Origin of the sequence: Streptomyces sp. NPDC093260, from assembly GCF_040683715.1 — a bacterium.
In the GTDB taxonomy this organism is placed as follows: Bacteria; Actinomycetota; Actinomycetes; order Streptomycetales; family Streptomycetaceae; genus Streptomyces; species Streptomyces sennicomposti.
Genome location: NZ_JBFBEK010000002.1, coordinates 50050 through 66253, shown reverse-complemented (window position 1 = coordinate 66253; position 16204 = coordinate 50050). Strand labels below are relative to the sequence as shown.

At 72.9% G+C, this 16204-nt stretch carries 15 protein-coding genes and 1 tRNA gene; 10 read left to right on the top strand and 6 right to left on the bottom strand.

The window, feature by feature from the left end; all coding sequences use genetic code 11:
- Positions 1-110: 110 nt before the first annotated feature.
- The 3 genes from AB0N63_RS02545 (at position 111) to AB0N63_RS02535 (ending at position 3251) form a co-directional block, all read left to right on the top strand.
- Positions 111-1316 (top strand): DNA polymerase III subunit delta', encoded by a 1206-nt coding sequence (locus tag AB0N63_RS02545; protein ID WP_365523057.1) that lies wholly within the window; start codon positions 111-113, stop codon positions 1314-1316.
- A gap of 138 nt (positions 1317-1454) precedes the next feature.
- Positions 1455-3068 (top strand): alpha/beta hydrolase, encoded by a 1614-nt coding sequence (locus AB0N63_RS02540; RefSeq protein ID WP_365523055.1) that lies wholly within the window; start codon positions 1455-1457, stop codon positions 3066-3068.
- 106 nt (positions 3069-3174) lie between these two features.
- Positions 3175-3251 (top strand) — tRNA-Thr (locus AB0N63_RS02535).
- Positions 3252-3336: 85 nt separating this feature from the next.
- Here AB0N63_RS02535 and AB0N63_RS02530 read toward each other — a convergent pair.
- The 3 genes from AB0N63_RS02530 to AB0N63_RS02520 all read right to left on the bottom strand — a co-directional run bounded on the left by AB0N63_RS02530 (position 3337) and on the right by AB0N63_RS02520 (position 7192).
- Positions 3337-4296: a D-2-hydroxyacid dehydrogenase family protein gene (locus tag AB0N63_RS02530; RefSeq protein ID WP_365523053.1), complete on the bottom strand. Its 960-nt coding sequence runs from the start codon at positions 4294-4296 to the stop codon at positions 3337-3339.
- Between the two features lie 253 nt (positions 4297-4549).
- Positions 4550-6268, bottom strand: coding sequence for a bifunctional 3'-5' exonuclease/DNA polymerase (locus AB0N63_RS02525; RefSeq protein ID WP_365523050.1), 1719 nt, complete (start codon positions 6266-6268; stop codon positions 4550-4552).
- 72 nt (positions 6269-6340) lie between these two features.
- Positions 6341-7192: a Clp protease N-terminal domain-containing protein gene (locus tag AB0N63_RS02520; protein ID WP_365523047.1), complete on the bottom strand. Its 852-nt coding sequence runs from the start codon at positions 7190-7192 to the stop codon at positions 6341-6343.
- Between the two features lie 199 nt (positions 7193-7391).
- Between AB0N63_RS02520 and AB0N63_RS02515 the strand changes: the two genes are divergently transcribed.
- Positions 7392-8504 (top strand): DUF2786 domain-containing protein, encoded by a 1113-nt coding sequence (locus tag AB0N63_RS02515; RefSeq protein ID WP_365523044.1) that lies wholly within the window; start codon positions 7392-7394, stop codon positions 8502-8504.
- A gap of 395 nt (positions 8505-8899) precedes the next feature.
- Here AB0N63_RS02515 and AB0N63_RS02510 read toward each other — a convergent pair whose 3' ends face one another.
- On the bottom strand, positions 8900-9442 hold the full coding sequence (locus AB0N63_RS02510; RefSeq protein WP_365523041.1) for a DUF4232 domain-containing protein: 543 nt from the start codon (positions 9440-9442) through the stop codon (positions 8900-8902).
- A gap of 92 nt (positions 9443-9534) precedes the next feature.
- Positions 9535-10020 (bottom strand): hypothetical protein, encoded by a 486-nt coding sequence (locus AB0N63_RS02505; RefSeq protein WP_365523786.1) that lies wholly within the window; start codon positions 10018-10020, stop codon positions 9535-9537.
- Between the two features lie 634 nt (positions 10021-10654).
- Between AB0N63_RS02505 and AB0N63_RS02500 the strand changes: the two genes are divergently transcribed.
- Positions 10655-10795, top strand: a complete 141-nt coding sequence (locus AB0N63_RS02500; protein WP_365523038.1) for a hypothetical protein — start codon at positions 10655-10657, stop codon at positions 10793-10795.
- Between the two features lie 49 nt (positions 10796-10844).
- On the top strand, positions 10845-11114 hold the full coding sequence (locus AB0N63_RS02495) for a DUF397 domain-containing protein (RefSeq protein ID WP_365523036.1): 270 nt from the start codon (positions 10845-10847) through the stop codon (positions 11112-11114).
- Positions 11115-11362: 248 nt separating this feature from the next.
- Here the strand turns inward: AB0N63_RS02495 and AB0N63_RS02490 are convergent, their stop codons facing one another.
- Positions 11363-11866 carry an ATP-binding protein gene (locus tag AB0N63_RS02490; RefSeq protein WP_365523033.1) on the bottom strand — a complete coding sequence of 168 codons (504 nt, stop codon included), beginning with the start codon at positions 11864-11866 and terminating at the stop codon, positions 11363-11365.
- A 332-nt stretch (positions 11867-12198) separates the two neighbouring features.
- Between AB0N63_RS02490 and AB0N63_RS02485 the strand changes: the two genes are divergently transcribed.
- From AB0N63_RS02485 to AB0N63_RS02470, 4 genes are all read left to right on the top strand, one after another.
- Positions 12199-13023: a helix-turn-helix transcriptional regulator gene (locus AB0N63_RS02485; protein WP_365523783.1), complete on the top strand. Its 825-nt coding sequence runs from the start codon at positions 12199-12201 to the stop codon at positions 13021-13023.
- 135 nt (positions 13024-13158) lie between these two features.
- The gene (locus tag AB0N63_RS02480) at positions 13159-14619 is read left to right on the top strand and encodes an aldehyde dehydrogenase family protein (RefSeq protein ID WP_365523031.1); all 1461 of its coding nucleotides are present in this window, start codon (positions 13159-13161) and stop codon (positions 14617-14619) included.
- 202 nt (positions 14620-14821) lie between these two features.
- Positions 14822-15361: a DinB family protein gene (locus tag AB0N63_RS02475; protein ID WP_365523029.1), complete on the top strand. Its 540-nt coding sequence runs from the start codon at positions 14822-14824 to the stop codon at positions 15359-15361.
- Between the two features lie 159 nt (positions 15362-15520).
- A complete protein-coding gene (locus tag AB0N63_RS02470; RefSeq protein WP_365523026.1) occupies positions 15521-16162 on the top strand; it encodes a PadR family transcriptional regulator in 642 nt (213 codons plus the stop codon).
- The last annotated feature ends 42 nt before the right edge of the window (positions 16163-16204 follow it).

The following is a 16204-nucleotide window of genomic DNA, read 5'->3' as shown; positions in this document are numbered from 1 at the left end:
GGGCCCGGGAGCTCCAGGAACCCTGACGACCTCAGGCGTCTGCGGTTGTCAGTGGTCGCCCGCACAATGGATGCCGCACCACGGAACATGACGGAAGGGCGGCGTGACCCATGAGCGTGTGGGACGACCTCGTCGGGCAGGAGAAGGTCAGCGAGCAGCTGAGCGCCGCTGCCCGGGACGCCGACGCCCTGGTCACGGCGGCCGCCTCCGCAGCCCCGCCGCCGGAGGCGTCCAAGATGACGCACGCGTGGCTGTTCACCGGCCCGCCCGGCGCCGGCGTGACGCAGACGGCGCGGGCCTTCGCCGCCGCGCTGCAGTGCGTGAGCCCCGACCGCGCCCTCGGCGGCGCCCCCGGCTGCGGGTTCTGCGACGGCTGTCACACGGCTTTGATCGGCACCCACGCCGACGTCAGCACGGTCGCAGCCGTGGGTGCGCAGATCCTCGCCGAGGACATGCGGGACACCGTCCGCAAGTCGTTCACCTCCCCGGCGAACGGCCGCTGGCAGGTGATCCTCGTGGAGGACGCCGAGCGGCTGAACGAGAAGTCCGCCAACGCCGTCCTCAAGGCGGTCGAGGAGCCGGCCCCGCGCACCGTCTGGCTGCTGTGCGCGCCCTCCATCGAGGACGTCCTGCCCACGATCCGCTCGCGCTGCCGCCACCTGAACCTGAGCACCCCGTCCGTGGACGCCGTGGCCGACATGCTCGTCCGCCGGGAGGGCGTCGAGCCCGAGGTCGCGGTGGCCGCCGCCCGCGCCACCCAGGGCCATGTCGACCGGGCCCGCCGCCTGGCCACCGACCCGGCCGCACGCGAGCGCCGGGCGGCGGTCCTGAAGCTCCCGCTGCGCCTCGACGACATCGGCGGCTGCCTCAAGGCCGCTCAGCAGTTGGTGGACGCGGCGGCGGACGACGCGAAGGCGCTCGCCGAGGAGACCGACGCCAAGGAGACCGAGGAGCTGAAGGCGGCGCTGGGCGCGGCGCAGGGCGGCCGGCTGCCGCGCGGCACGGCGGGCGTGATGAAGGACCTGGAGGACAAGCAGAAGCGCCGGCGCACGCGCACGCAGCGCGACAGCCTCGACCTCGCCCTGACCGATCTCACCGCCTTCTACCGCGATGTGCTCGCCCTCCAGCTCGGGTCCCGTCTGGCGATCGCCAACGCGGACGTCGAGGACAGTCTGGAGCGCGTCGCCCGGGGCAGCTCCCCGGAGTCCACCCTGCGCCGGATAGAGGCGATCGCCGCCTGCCGCGACGCGCTGGACCGCAATGTGGCGCCGCTGCTGGCGGTGGAGGCGATGACGATGGCGCTGAGAGCGGGCTGAAGGGCGGGCCGACGGCGGGCCTTCGGCTCCGGGGGCGACCCCGGCGACGTGCGTCATGCCTCTTTGACGACGTCACTCGTACGAGCCCCTCTGAGCGCGGAGCGCGGCGAACTGATCGCAGAGAGTTACGATCTGTGGATGTACTTCAGGCGCGCCCCACGTCCGGACAGCCCTCCGCGCAGCAGCCGACGCCTCCGGATCGCCCGCACGGGCGGTTCCTTCCTGGCGGCGGCGGTCCTGCTGGTCTCGGCCTGCTCCTCCGGAAGCACCCAGCACCGGACCACCCCCGCGGCGGAGGCGGTGCTGGCCGCGCTGCCGCGGTCGACGCCGGCCGCCCTGGTGCCGTACTACGACCAGAAGCTGTCCTGGCGGGACTGCGGGGTTCCCGGCTTCCAGTGCGCCACGATGAAGGCCCCGCTCGACTACGCCAAGCCGGCCGCCGGCGACGTCCGCCTGGCGGTGGCCCGCAAGAAGGCCGCCGGCCCGGGCAAGCGGCTGGGCTCGCTGCTGGTGAACCCGGGCGGACCGGGCGGCTCGGCCATCGGCTACCTCCAGCAGTACGCGGCCCTGGGCTACCCGGCCGAGATCCGCGCCCGCTACGACATGGTGGCGATGGACCCGCGCGGGGTCGCCCGCAGCGAGCCCGTCGAATGCCTGGACGACCGGGCCATGGACGCGTACACGCAGACGGACGTGACGCCCGACGACCACAAGGAGACCGACGCGCTCATCGGCGCGTACCGGAAGTTCGCGGAGGGCTGCGGCGCCCACGAGCCGGCGCTGCTGCGGCACGTGTCCACGGTGGAGGCGGCGCGGGACATGGACGTCCTGCGCGCCGTCCTCGGCGACCGCAGACTGAACTACGTCGGCGCGTCGTACGGCACGTTGCTCGGCGCGACGTACGCCGGGCTCTACCCGGACCGGGTGGGCCGCCTCGTCCTGGACGGCGCGATGGACCCGACCCTGTCCGCGCGACGGATCAACATCGACCAGGCGTCCGGCTTCGAGGCGGCGTTCCAGTCGTTCACGAAGGACTGCGTACGGCAGAGCGACTGCCCGATCGGCGACCGGAACACCACACCGCAGCGCGCCGGGGAGAACCTGGCGGCCTTCTTCCACAAGCTCGACGCCCACCCCGTCCAGACCGGGGATCCGAGCGGCCGCCGCCTCGGCGAGGCGCTGGGCACCACGGGCGTCATCGCGGCGATGTACGACCAGTCGGCCTGGCCGCAGCTGCGCGACGCGCTGAACGCGGCGATGAAGAAGAACGACGGGGCGGGCCTGCTGGCCCTGTCCGACAGCTACTACGAACGCGACTCCAAGGGCCGCTACAGCAATCTGATGTACGCGAACGCGGCCGTGAACTGCCTCGACCTGCCCGCGGCCTTCTCCTCGCCCGGAGAGGTGAAGAAGGCCCTGCCGGCCTTCCGCAAGGCGTCCCCGGTCTTCGGCGAGGGCCTGGCCTGGTCGGCCCTGAACTGCGGGTACTGGCCGGTCCGGGCCACCGGCGAGCCGCACCGTATCGAGGCCAAGGGCGCGGCCCCCGTCCTGGTCGTCGGCACCACCCGCGACCCGGCGACCCCGTACCGCTGGGCGCAGGCCCTGGCCCACCAGCTCTCCTCCGGCCGCCTGCTCACCTACGACGGCGACGGCCACACCGCCTACGGCCGCGGCAGCCGCTGCATCGACTCCACCATCGACGCCTACCTCCTGAACGGCACCCCGCCGCCGACCGGAAAGCGCTGCTCGTAGCCCCGTCACCCGCCCCGGAGCCACCCCTCGGGGGCGGGTACGAAGCACTCCCGGAAACTGTGTAGACTTACCGACGTTGCCGATCGCACCATGGTGCAGGCAGCGCGCCGCTTTAGCTCAGATGGCCAGAGCAACGCACTCGTAATGCGTAGGTCTCGGGTTCGAATCCCGAAAGCGGCTCCACTGCGAAGACCAGCCAGGAACGTTCCTGGCTGGTTTTCGTCGTTCTGTGAGCCCGTGGGCCCCGGAAGGGGCCCGGTTGGCGGGGTCAGGGCAGGACGCGGATCGGGGTGCCGGAGAGGTAGGACGTGATGGCTTCTACCGCCTGGCCGTAGTAGCGCTCGTAGTTGGCTCGGGAGACGTAGCCGAGGTGCGGGGTGGCCAGGAGGCGGGGGGCCGTGCGCATCGGGTGGTCGGTGGGGAGGGGTTCCGTGTCGAAGACGTCGATGCCCGCGCCGGCGATGCGGCCCTCGTGCAGGGCGGTGAGCAGGGCGTCCTGGTCCACGATCGCGGCGCGGGAGGTGTTGATCAGGTAGGCCGTGGGCTGGAGGAGGGCCAGTTCGGCGGCACCGACCAGGCCGCGGGTGCGGTCGCTGAGGGCCAGGTGGATCGAGACGAAGTCCGAGGTCGAGAGGAGGTCCTCCTTCGAGCGGGCCAGGGTGACTCCGACCTCGTCCGCCCGTTCCTCCGTGAGGTTCTGGCTCCAGGCCGTGACCTCCATGCCGAAGGCCAGGCCCACCTGGGCCACCCGGCTGCCGATCCTGCCGAGTCCCAGTACACCCAGGCGGCGGCCGTGCAGATCGGCGCCCACGGTCGACTGCCAGGGGCCGCCGGCGCGCAGCGCGTTGTTCTCCTGGACGATCCCGCGGGCCAGGCCGAGCAGCAGGGCCCAGGTCAGTTCCACCGGCGGGGTGCCCGCGCTCTCCGTGCCGCACACGGTCACGCCGTTCGCCCGCGCGGCGGCGTAGTCGATCACCGAGTTGCGCATGCCGGAGGCGATCAGCAGCTTCAGCCGCGGGAGGCGGGCCAGGAGCGAGGCCGGGAACGGCACCCGTTCGCGCAGGGTGACGACGATGTCGGCGTCCGCGACGGCCGCCGCCAGCGCGTCCTCGGTCGTGAAGTGCTCGGCGTACGTGACCACTTCGACCCGGTCGCTCAGCGGTGACCAGTCGGCGAAGGTGGTCGCGGCGTTCTGGAAGTCGTCCAGTACCGCACAGCGCAGTCGCATGTCGGGGCTCCCCCTCGGTCGCGATCCCCCGGGTCCGGCCGGATCGCGCGGGGCCGGGGGATCGGTCGGTGTCGTCGGTGCTGTGGCTCTCCTGTCCGCTCGATCTTCTCCCCGGCTCAGGTCGGGCGGTCTTCCAGGGGTTCCTTCGCCGGAGGGCGCCTTCCTGTGACCGCGTCGTCTGGTGTGTTCCTTCGCCGCCCGGGGGATACGGCGGCGACGCGGGGGGAGGCGGCCGTTCGCGGGTGATTCGGCGTCAGGCGGCGTCCGCGTAGCACTCCACCACCGCCGTCGTGAACGGGAACCGTACCGGGGTGTCGCCGAACGTCAGGCGGCCGGCCAGTTCCGCGGCCTCGCGGATCGCCTCCACGACCGTGTCGGCCTCCCCCTTCGGGCAGTGCACGATCACCTCGTCGTGCTGGAAGAAGACCAGTTCGGCCGCCATGTCCCGGCAGGTGCGGCGCAGCGCGGCGAGCAGCAGCAGGGCCCAGTCGGCGGCGCTGCCCTGGACGACGAAGTTGCGGGCGAAACGGCCGCGGGCGCGGGCGTCGGAGGAGGCGTACCCCGGCAGCCAGCCCCGGTCGCCGTTCCCACGGTCGCCGCTCCCGCCGCCGGGCCGCTCGGCCGGGTCGTCCTGGGGGAGGCCCGCCTCCTGGGTGGCGTCCTCGGAGTTCGCGGCGGCCGGCGGGCAGGTCCGGCCGAGCCAGGTCCGGACGAGCCGGCCCTCCTCGCCGGCCCGGGCGGCCTCGTCGACGTAGGCCACCGCGCGCGGGAAGCGGCGTCTGAGCGCGGCGAGGTTCTTCAGGCCGTCGCCCGAGGTCTGGCCGTACACCGCGCCGAGCACGGCGAGTTTGGCCTGGGCGCGGTCCCCGGCGAAGGCGCGGTCGGAGACCGACTGGTACAGGTCGGACGTGCGGCCGGCCACCTCCATCAGCCCGGGGTCACGGGAGATCGCCGCCAGCACGCGCGGTTCCATCTGGTCGGCGTCGGCGACCACCAGGCACCAGCCGGGATCGGCGACCACGGCCCGGCGGATGACCTTGGGGATCTGCAGCGCGCCGCCGCCGTTGGTCACCCAGCGGCCGGTGACGGTGCCGCCCGCCAGGAACTCCGGCCGGAACCGCCCCTCCCGCACCCAGTCCTGGAGCCACGACCAGCCGTGCGCCACCCAGATCCGGTACAGCCGCTTGTATTCGAGCAGGGGTGCGACGGCCGGGTGGTCGACGGACCGGAGCTCCCAGCGGCGGGTGGAGCGGACCCGGATTCCGGCGCGGGCGAACGCCCTGACGACCTCGGCGGGCAGATCGGGCCGCACCCGGTGGCCGAAGGCCGCGGACACCTCGTCGGCCAGCTCGGCCAGGCGCCGGGGCTCGCCGCCGCCCGCGTAGCGCTCGCCGAGCAGATCGTGCAGCACCTGGCGGTGCACGTCCGCACGCCAGGGCAGGCCCGCGCGGTTCAACTCGGCCGCCACCAGCATGCCCGCCGACTCGGCCGCAGTCAGCAGCCGCATACGGTCGGGGTGCGCGGTCCGGTCGTGCCGCCGCTGCTGCTCGGCGTGGACCGCGATCAGGTCCTCCAGGGGCAGATGGACGCCCTCCGGTTCGAACAGGGGGGACTGCGCGCCCGGCTCGGCGGGCCGCTGCGGCGGGTCCGGCGGTACGGGTCCGCCGCGCAGCCTGGCCAGCGCGGCGGCGGCCGAACGGGGCTCGCCGTGGTGTCCCTCGTGGCCGAGCAGCAGGGTCTCGGCGTCCTCGATGTCGTAGCACCGCTCCACGCGCACCCCGGCCGTGAGGAGCCGGGGGTAGACCTCGGCGGTGGACCGCCACACCCAGCGCGTGACCTGGGGCCGGCTACGGACTGCCTCGGCCAGGTCCGGTTCGCGGCGCACCGGCCCGGCGGGCAGCCCGTCCGGACCGAGGGGGGCGACCTCCGCGCCGCCCCCCTCGGTCGGCGCGAGCGCCCACCGGTCGGTCATGCGGTCGAGTGTCGCAGAGGGGTCTGACAGCGTGGGTGAGCTGCGGGTTCGTCCGCCCGGCAGCCACCCGGGTCAGGAGGCGCCGTCCTCCGCCGCGCCGTCCCCCGCGGCATCGTTCTCCGCCGTTTCGTCCCCGGCCTGTCCGGGGCGGGGCTGTCCGGGCTGTGTGTCTTCCTGCCCGGCGGGGGCGTCCTCCTGCCGCGTGGTGTCGAGGAACTGGGCCAGTGTCGTCACCACGAACTCCTCGGTGCGGTCCTTGCCGATCCCGAGGCCGCTCAGGATGCCCTCGCCGTTCTCCAGCTCCAGCAGGGCCAGCAACATGTGCTCGGTGCCGATGTAGTTGTGGCCGAGGCGCAGGGCCTCGCGGAAGGTGAGTTCCAGGGCCTTCTTGGCGGCGGGGCCGTACGGGACCAGCTCGGGGGCGTCGGCGACGGCCGGCGGGAGCGCGGCGGTCGCGGCCTCGCGGATCGTCTCCAGAGGCACGCCCTGGTGCTGCACGGCCTTCGCGGCCAGCGCCTCCGGCTCGGTGAGCAGCCCGAGGACCAGGTGCGCGGGCAGTCCTTCGGCGTTGCGGGCGGCCTTGGCGGCGTCGTGGGCTGCCATCAGCGCCTTGCGCGCGCGGGGCGTGTAGCGGCTGAAGCCCTGGCTGGGGTCGAGATCGGTGGACTCCTTGGGCACGAACCGCTTCTGCGCGGCCTGCCGGGTGACGCCCATGCTCCTGCCGATGTCGGTCCAGGAGGCGCCGGAGCGTCGTGCCTGGTCCACGAAGTGCCCGATGAGGTGGTCCGCGACCTCGCCGAGGTACTCCCCGGCGAGGACGGCGTCCTGCAGCTGCTCGAGCGGTTCCTGGTGGACCTTCTTGATCGCCGAGATGAGGTCGTCGAGGCGGACGGACGACCTGATGGCGGGGTTCGGGTTCGTCATGGCGCAACCGTAGGTTGACAGTGGAGGCGTGTCAACCGACGGTTGACAGTGAGTTCCGCGGCAGCCGGACCGCCCGCCCCCCTCTGGGGTGTCGAGTGTCGGCCCGCCTCGCTGCGTCCGCCCGGCGCGTATCCCGCTTGCGCGACAGTTATCCACAGGGTGTGGACGGTGATTCCGGACGACATGGCACGATCGGACCGTGACCACGTCCAGCACTGTCGACCGGGCCTTCGCGGCCGCCCTCTACGCCGCCACCGACGACGCCCTCGACGCGGGTGCCTCGATGCTCGCCGCCGATCCCGCGGCGGACGCCGAACTCGCGCGCCGCGGCGAGGAGTTCGTCGCGGCGGCCTGGCAGCGGGGGTGGCAGCCCGGCGATCTCGTACGGTTCGTCCGGCGGGAACTCGACGAGGTCCACGTCCGGATCGTGGCCGCCCTCGTCCGCGCGCAGGCGCCGCACGACCGGCCGCGCGGCCGGCGCTGGGCCGCGCAGCTCGCCGAGCTGACCACCGGGGAGGCGCCCGCCGCCGACCGCTTCTCGCACGCCACCGCCGTGCTGGAGCTGTACCGCCTGCTGCTGCGGCTGCCCACCCTCGAAACGCTGGACGACTTCGCGGCGCCCGGCGCCTCTGCCGCCAAGGGCGACTCGCGGCTGCTCGGGCGGATACGGGCGCTGCTCGCCAAGGCCGAGGCGACCGGGTTCCCGGAGGAGGCGGAGGCGCTGAGTGCCAAGGCGCAGGAGCTGATGGCCCGGCACAGCATCGACGAGGCGCTGCTCGCCGCGCGGGCACCGGCGCACGACGCGCCCGGCGCCTGCCGGTTCGGTGTCGAACCGCCGTACGAGCAGGCCAAGGCTGTGCTGATGGACGCCGTCGCCACCGCCAACCACTGCCGGGCCGTGTGGAACGAGCCCCTCGGCTTCTCCACCGTCGTCGGCTTCGAGGCCGATCTGGAGGTGGTCGAACTGCTGTACACCTCACTCCTTGTCCAGGCCACCACCGCGATGACCCGCGCCGAGGCCGCGCAGCGCGCGGGCGGACGCAAGCGGACCAAGACCTTCCGGCAGTCCTTCCTCGCCGCCTACGCCCATCGCATCGGCACGCGCCTCGCGGCCGTCGCCGAGCATCAGGTCACCGAGGATCTGCTCCCCGTCCTGGCGAGCCGGGACGTCGCGGTCACCGACCGGCTGGACCGGATGTTCCCGGACACGACCACCACCCGCCTGCGCGGGGTGAGCGACGCGGCGGGCTGGACGGAGGGTGCGGAGGCGGCGGACCGTGCGCAGATGCGACACCGGCCGCGGCTGGGCTGAACTTCGCCGCAGACCCGGCCGCCGGGGATCCGCGCGGCCCGGCCAACGGGGTTCCGTACAGCCCCGGCGTGGGGATGCCGCACGACTCCGGTGCGAGGGTGCGGCGTGTGGCGGCCTGCGCGGTGCCGGGGGCGGGGGTCCGTCACCCCGGCTCCGCAGCGCCGAGGGGCCACCGCGCGCGCCGGCTTCGTCGCACGGAGGAGAGTCCGTCGCGCGCCTCGGCCGACGCTGCGGGGCACCGGCTCGGCCGCGCCGGGGGGTCCGTCCGGTGCCGGTCCCGTAGGCGCGGGGCTTCGCCGTGGCCGGGTGACGCTGCGTTGGGTGGCGCCGTGTACCGGCCGGTGCCGCGCCCCCGTGGCCGCGGGCTGCGACGCCGCCGTAAGGCTCCGCGTCCCTCAGTCCCCGGCCTGCTGGAACGCCGTCACCGAGGCGTCCGGGTGGGTCGCGTCGCTCTTGCCCTGGACCGGGCCGTAGGACCACGCGAAGGTCTGGGCGTCCGACGCGCCCGGCAGCGCGATCTTCAGCGAGGTCGCCGCCAGGCTCTTCGCGTCGCCTGCCTTGCCGCGGACGTACGTGAGGGTGAACGACGCGGTGTCGCCCTTGGCGAGCGTCAGCTTCTGCGCCTGCCCTGCCTCGTCGGCCGGCACGGTCGCCGTGCTGCTCCCGGCGGCCAGGGTGAGGCCGGGGAAGCCGTCCAGGGTGCACTGGGCGCCCTGGTTGGTCAGCGTCACCGGGACGTTGCCGGTGTCCCCGGCGGCCGGCGCGGCGTTGGCGGGGCCGACCTGGAGGCCGACCTTGCCGATCCGGCAGGCCGTGCTGTCGGTGTTCTTGCTCCCGGTGTCGGTGCCGGTGGCCTTGCCGTCGCTGCCGCCGCTGTCGCAGGCGGTCAGGAGGAGGGCCGCGGCGAGGGCGGTGACGGTGATCGGAATGGCGCGCATGAGGTGGTTCCTTGGGTCGTGACGATGCTCAAGGATCATCACGTACGAGGGTGCGGCGCGGTTGCCCGCCCCGCCATCGGGCTCCGGGACGCTCAGGAGCCGAGACTCGCCGTGGGGAGCCCCGAGGGTACCGCCCCGCCCTCCGCCCGTGTGTAGGTCTCCGTGCCGAGTCCACCCTCCCAGGTAACGCGGAGGGTGGTCTTGTTGACGGAGTCCACCGTGCCCGTCGTACGCGCCTTGCACGCGGAGAGGCGCAGCACATGCCTACCGCTCTCCTCGGCCGCGCTTCCCGCGCAGGTGGTCCGGTCGGTCGAGAAGAGCGCCGCCTTGCCGCCGTCGACGATCAGGACCACCTCCTTGCCCCCGGCGGTGGCCAGCCAACTGCCGCTCAGCGCCGCGCCCTTCGCGTTCTCGCCGGAACCGGCGCCCTCGCTCGCGGACGCGGACCCGGTCGCGCCGGACGCGCTGGAGCCGGCGCCCCCGCCGGAACCGGAGCCGGGCCCCGCCCCGGACCCGGAGTGCGCGCCGGCGGGGGAGTCCGACCCTCCGCCGCTGCCGCACGCGGTCAGCGCGAGCACCCCGACCAGGCCCGCCGCCGCGATCCGCCCCGCCCGCCGCGCGGCTGCCGCTCCAGGCGTGCCCCGCGTCCCCGCCGCGCCCGTCGTCCCCGCCGTCCTCGTCACTGGAACCCCCAAGCGCTCCGAGCTGGTACCGGCCGTCCGGCGGCCGGTACGGACGCAGCAAGTTACCAGTGGTCACGCCCCGCTCGGGAGGCCTGCGGGCCACGCGTCGGGACCCGCGGGCCACGCGCCCGGGACCAGCGGCCCACGCGCCCGGAAGGCCGGCGGGTCACGGCCGAGGGGGCGGCCGGCCGGCCCCCGGAGACCCGCGGACCACCCGCCGCAAGCCGTCCGCACCCCCTGTGGGAGGCTTCCAGGCGTCCGCCGACCCGTCGCCCCGACCGTTGCAGATGCATCCCCGCAACCACGCCACGCCGAACTCGCGCCCCTGCCCGCGCACTTCGCACCCCCCTCGGCCGGCCCCAGGATCCGGCCGCCGCAACCGCTTCCCGCCGCCCGCCGCCGGTTTCCACCCCGGCCCCGGACGCCCCGTCCCGCAACTGCCCGGCCGAGGCCGGAACAGGTGAGGGGCTGCTTGCGTCTCTCTCTATTGCACGCGGTGTGCGTACGCCGGGCGCTCACTCACGGAGGCATGGCCGACGCGTTCGAGGCGGGCGCTGGAAACGGCTTCGGTAAAGCGCTCGTCAAAGCTGTAACCGCCGGGACACTCCGCGTGCACGTGCATCTGCGCATGCAGCTGCACATGAACAAGGTTATGATCCGGATCAGTTGACCGATGCATCAGTGACCACATCAGCCAGTGCACCACCGGGGAGCGACCTGTGAACCACGACGTCGAGGGCGTGTACGGGGAGTGCGACGTGCACAACGGCATGGCCGCCACGCAGTTGCGCGGAGTGGCCTGGCAGAAGAGCAGGCACAGCAACTCGCAGGGTTCCTGCGTGGAGTTCGCGCGGCTGCCGGGCGGTGACGTGGCGGTGCGGAACTCGCGTTTCCCCGACGGGCCCGCGCTGGTCTACACGCGCGCCGAGATCGAGGCGATGCTGCTGGGCGTCAAGGACGGGGAGTTCGACCACCTCGTCGCGGGCTGAGCAGAATCGGTTCGCCGCTTTGGGGCCCGAGAGGATCCCTTCCGTCCCGGTGCGCGAGCGATCGGCCCGCCGGGAGGCAGCCGTCCGTGCCCCGGCCCCGGGCAGCGGCACCGAACCGCCGCCGCCCCGCCGATCCGCTCACGTGCACACGGCGAAGCACTCGTGCATCAGTGAAGCACTCGTACACACGGTGAGGAACCCGCCGCACACAGTGACGCGCGTAGACCCTGGACGCGCGGGTGTGCGCATCAGCCGGCGGTGTGGAGGCGGAACAGGGCCCAGACGACCTTGCCGCCGAGCCCGCCGGCCATCGGGTGCCAGCCCCAGCTGTCGCTGAAGGAGTCGACGAGGAACAGGCCCCGGCCCGACTCGGCGGAGCAGTCACCGGTGTCCTCGCGGGCCACCGGGCTGTCCTGGCTGGGGTCGCGCACCGCGCACACGAGCCGTTCGCTCCAGTGCATCAGGTGCAGCCGCACCGCCGGGCCCTGCTCGCCCGACCGTACCGCCGGTGCGGCCGGCAGCGCGTGCCGTAGGGCGTTGGTGACGAGTTCGGAGACCACGAGGCAGACGTCGTCGAAGCGCTCGCCCAGCTCCCACCGGTCCAGCGTCCCGCGGGTGAACCGCCGGGCCTCGCGCACGGCTTCGTACCGGGCCGGCAGGGCGCAGGAGGCGGCGTCCGACACGGCTGCGGGGTCCAGCGGGGGAAGTCCCTGCCGTAACGGCTGGAGCATGGTCGATCCATTCGTTGCCATGCGAGGCACTCCCGATAATCCGCGGTCGTTGCGATGCAGCGGTGGTGCGGGACCATGGTTTCGGATGCGCACAGCAGATGCAAGGGCAGATGCACGTGCACGCGACCGAATTGAGCCGTCCCGTACCGCTTGGTGGCCATTTTTTCCGCCATCCCCGCGTCCGTCTCATGCCTCCTTCTTGCCGTAGGCTGCACGATTTCTGCGATCTCTTTCCGTTTCCGTAATCGGGCGAGTACAGCTCGAAGTGATTTAGTGGCAGACTGCGGCGCCTAGGACGGTTGGGGAGGCTGGCGAACGTGAGCGCGGGAGAGCCCGGATCGGTGGTGCGGCGGATGCTGCTCGGCTCGCAACTCAGGAGACTGCGGGAGTCGCGGGGGATCACGCGGGAGGCGGCGGGGTACTCGATCCGCGCCTCGGAGTCGAAGATCAGCCGGATGGAACTGGGCCGGGTGAGCTTCAAGACCCGGGACGTGGAAGACCTGTTGACCCTGTACGGCATCACGGACGAGGCGGAGCGCACCTCGCTCCTCTCGCTCGCCAAGGAGGCCAACGTCGCGGGCTGGTGGCACAGCTACTCCGACGTCCTGCCGAGCTGGTTCCCCACCTATGTGGGCCTGGAAGGCGCGGCGTCGCTGATCCGTGTCTACGAAGTCCAGTTCGTGCACGGTCTGTTGCAGACCGAGGAGTACGCCCGCGCGGTGGTCCGGCGGGGCATGCGCGGCGCGAGCGAGGCCGACGTGGAGCGGCGGGTGGCGCTGCGCCTGGAGCGGCAGAAGTACCTCGTCGCCGAGAACGCCCCGGAGCTGCACATCGTCCTGGACGAGGCGGCCCTGCGACGCCCCTACGGCGACCGCCACGTGATGCGCGGCCAGCTCCAGCACCTGATCGAGGTCTCCGAGCGGCCCAACGTACGGCTGCAGGTCATGCCGTTCAGCTTCGGCGGACACGCGGGCGAGTCCGGCGCCTTCACGATACTCAGCTTCCCCGAGTCCGATCTGTCGGACGTGGTCTACCTGGAGCAGCTGACCAGCGCGCTCTACCTGGACAAGGCCGAGGACGTCGCCCAGTACGAGAAGGCGCTCAAGGAGCTCCAGAGCGACAGCCCCGGCCCCGACGAGAGCCGCGACCTGCTGCGCGGGCTCCTCCAGCTCTCGTGACGGCCCCCCGGGCGCCCGGTTCCGACCGCGCTCCGGTGGCCCGGCTGCCAGCGGCATATGCGCTTCAACTGCCCTGCCACGTGCGTACGATGACGTCCCATCAGACAGTGCGAGCCTGGGATACGAGGGATCACCATGTCGTCCTACTTCACCGACCTGGCCCAGCAGTACATCGACGGCGAGTGGCGTCCCGGCAGCGGGTCCTGGGACATCATCGACTTCAACCCGTACGACGGCGAGAAGCTGGCCTCGATCACCATAGCCACGGTCGACGAGGTCGATCAGGCCTACCGGAGCGCCGAGCGCGCCCAGAAGCAGTGGGCCGCCACCAACCCCTACACCCGCCGCGCGGTGTTCGAGAAGGCGCTGCGGCTGGTCGAGGAGCGCGAGCAGGAGATCACCGAGGTGATCATCGCCGAGCTGGGCGGCACCCACCTCAAGGCGGCCTTCGAACTGCACCTGGTCAAGGAGTTCCTGCGCGAGTCGGTCCATCTGGCGCTGGCGCCCGAGGGGAAGATCCTGCCCTCCCCGACCGACGGCAAGGAGAACCGCGTCTACCGCGTGCCGGTCGGCGTCGTGGGTGTGATCAGCCCCTTCAACTTCCCCTTCCTGCTGTCCGTCAAGTCGGTCGCGCCGGCGCTCGCGCTAGGCAACGGCGTGGTGCTCAAGCCGCACCAGAACACGCCGGTCGCGGGCGGTTCCCTGGTGGCGAAGATCTTCGAGGACGCGGGGCTGCCGGGCGGTCTGCTCAACGTCGTCATCACGGACATCGCCGAGATCGGCGACGCGTTCATCGAGCACCCCGTGCCCAAGGTCATCTCCTTCACCGGCTCCGACACGGTCGGCCGGCATGTGGCCACCGTCTGCGCGTCCCGGTTCAAGCGCTCGGTGCTGGAGCTGGGCGGTAACAGCGCGATCGTGGTCCTGGACGACGCGGACCTCGACTACGCGGTCGACGCGGCCGTCTTCAGCCGCTACGTCCACCAGGGCCAGGTCTGCATGGCCGCGAACCGGGTCCTGGTCGACCGGTCGATCGCGGCGGAGTTCACCGAGAAGTTCGTCGCCAAGGTCGCCTCGCTGAAGACCGGCGACCCGCGCGACCCGCAGACGGTCATCGGCCCGGTGATCAACTCCGCTCAGGCGAACGCGATCTCGGGCGCGGTGGAGCAGGCGATCAGCGAGGGCGCGACCGCCCTGCTGCGCGGCGCCGTCACCGACAACCTGGTCGAGCCGTCCGTGCTGACGGACGTGCCCGCCGGCTCCGCGCTGCTCCAGCAGGAGATCTTCGGCCCGGTCGCCTTCCTCGTGCCGTTCGACGGCGAGGAGGAGGCGGTCCGCATCGTCAACGACACGCCGTACGGCCTCAGCGGGGCCGTGCACACGGCGGACATCGAGCGCGGTGTCGCCTTCGCCAAGCGGATCGACACCGGCATGTTCCACGTGAACGACGGCACGGTCCACGACGAGCCGCTGGTCCCGTTCGGCGGTGAGAAGCACTCCGGCATCGGCCGGCTGAACGGCGAGACGACCGTGGACGCCTTCACCACGATCAAGTGGATCTCGGTGCAGCACGGCCGCAGCGGCTTCCCGTTCTGACCCGTCCCCCCGCCTCGCCCCACCCGCATGCCCCGTCCGGCCCTTCCCCGTCCGACCCGTCGCGCCCCGGACCCTTGCGGACAGAACCTGACCGCGAGGGTCCGTAGCGTGATCTGTGCCGGGGCGAGAGGGCGCCCGGCGACGCCGATACGGGCGATACGCGATCCGAGCGATACGCGACAGGGAAGAAGGGCGGGCCGTCATGGTCACTCATGTGCGTGCCGAGGAGCGGGGCGACGAGCGCGGGGCGCTGCTGGCGTTCCTGGAGGAGCAGCGCGGCGGCATCCGGCGGACGCTGCTCGGGCTGACCGAGGAGCAGGCGCGGCAGCGGCCGAGCGCGAGCGAGCTGTCCCTCGGCGGACTGCTCAAGCATGTCGCGGAGGTCGAGCAGGGCTGGATCGCGCGGGCGAAGCAGGAGCCGCCGGAGGTGAAGCGCGACGCCTCGAACTGGCACGAGTGCTTCGTGCTCGGCGCGGACGAGACGGTCGCCGGGCAGCTCGCGTACTGGGAGAAGGTGACCGCCGAGACGGAGGCGTACGTCCGTTCGGTCCCCAGCCTGGACGACACCTTCCCGCTGCCGAACGACCCCTGGTTCCCGCCGGACGAGGCGGTCTCGGTGCGCTGGCTGTGTCTGCACCTGATCCGGGAGACGGCCCGGCACGCGGGCCACGCCGACATCATCCGCGAGTCGCTGGACGGGAAGACGGCGTACGAGCTGGTGGCCCTGGCGGAGCAGGACTGAACCACCGGCACGAGGGCACGATCCGGCCCCGCCGTCCGCGGCCGAGGGCGCGATCCGGCCCCGCCGCCGTCGGCGCGAGGGCACGGTCCCGCCCGGTCGTCCAGCCCGACCCGGCCCCGGCGGTGAACGGGGCCGGGTCCCGGCCATAATCTGGACCGCATGTCAGCGATCCGCCTCCTGGTCCTGGGCGCCGTCCGCCAGCACGGGCGCGCCCACGGCTACCAGGTGCGCGCCGACCTGGAGTACTGGGGCGCCCACGAGTGGTCCAACGCCAAGCCCGGCTCGGTGTACCACGCGCTGAAGCAGCTGGCGAGGCAGGGACTGCTGCGGGCCCACGAGACCGCCCCCTCCCCGGCCGGCGGCCCGCCCCGCACCGAGTACGAGATCACCGGCGCGGGCACCGAGGAGTACTTCCGGCTGCTGCGTGAGGCCCTCGTCGCCTACGACCAGCGCACGGACGTCCGCTCCGCCGCCATCGGCTTCCTGGTCGACCTGCCCCGGGCCGAGGCGATCGCCCTGCTCAAGGAGCGCGTCCGGCGCATCGGGCGGTGGCGGTCGGAGGTCACCGAGCACTACGTCCCCGAGGGCGGGCCCGAACAGCTCGGCCACATCGGCGAGATCATGAACCTGTGGGTGCACACGGCGGACTCCGAGGCCGCCTGGACCCAGGGCCTGGTGGACCGTCTGGAGCGCGGCGCCTACACCTTCGCCGGCGAGGGCGAGCCGTTCGTCGGCGTCCTCGCGGACGGTCAGGAGAACCCGTACGCGACGGGCGAGCGGCACCCCGGCGACGACCGCTGACGACGACGGCCGGCGACGACCACCGACGGCGACCGCTGACGG

Bases quoted from the DNA above. Each gene is read 5' to 3' on its own strand.
- AB0N63_RS02540 (WP_365523055.1), top strand. From the start codon at position 1,455: ATGTACTTCAGGCGCGCCCCACGTCCGGACAGCCCTCCGCGCAGCAGC.
- AB0N63_RS02475 (WP_365523029.1), top strand. From the start codon at position 14,822: ATGGTCACTCATGTGCGTGCCGAGGAGCGGGGCGACGAGCGCGGGGCG.
- AB0N63_RS02485 (WP_365523783.1), top strand. From the start codon at position 12,199: ATGCTGCTCGGCTCGCAACTCAGGAGACTGCGGGAGTCGCGGGGGATC.
- AB0N63_RS02530 (WP_365523053.1), bottom strand. From the start codon at position 4,296: ATGCGACTGCGCTGTGCGGTACTGGACGACTTCCAGAACGCCGCGACC.
- AB0N63_RS02520 (WP_365523047.1), bottom strand. From the start codon at position 7,192: ATGACGAACCCGAACCCCGCCATCAGGTCGTCCGTCCGCCTCGACGAC.
- AB0N63_RS02480 (WP_365523031.1), top strand. From the start codon at position 13,159: ATGTCGTCCTACTTCACCGACCTGGCCCAGCAGTACATCGACGGCGAG.
- AB0N63_RS02510 (WP_365523041.1), bottom strand. From the start codon at position 9,442: ATGCGCGCCATTCCGATCACCGTCACCGCCCTCGCCGCGGCCCTCCTC.
- AB0N63_RS02490 (WP_365523033.1), bottom strand. From the start codon at position 11,866: ATGGCAACGAATGGATCGACCATGCTCCAGCCGTTACGGCAGGGACTT.
- AB0N63_RS02500 (WP_365523038.1), top strand. From the start codon at position 10,655: ATGGCCGACGCGTTCGAGGCGGGCGCTGGAAACGGCTTCGGTAAAGCG.
- AB0N63_RS02545 (WP_365523057.1), top strand. From the start codon at position 111: ATGAGCGTGTGGGACGACCTCGTCGGGCAGGAGAAGGTCAGCGAGCAG.
- AB0N63_RS02470 (WP_365523026.1), top strand. From the start codon at position 15,521: ATGTCAGCGATCCGCCTCCTGGTCCTGGGCGCCGTCCGCCAGCACGGG.
- AB0N63_RS02525 (WP_365523050.1), bottom strand. From the start codon at position 6,268: ATGACCGACCGGTGGGCGCTCGCGCCGACCGAGGGGGGCGGCGCGGAG.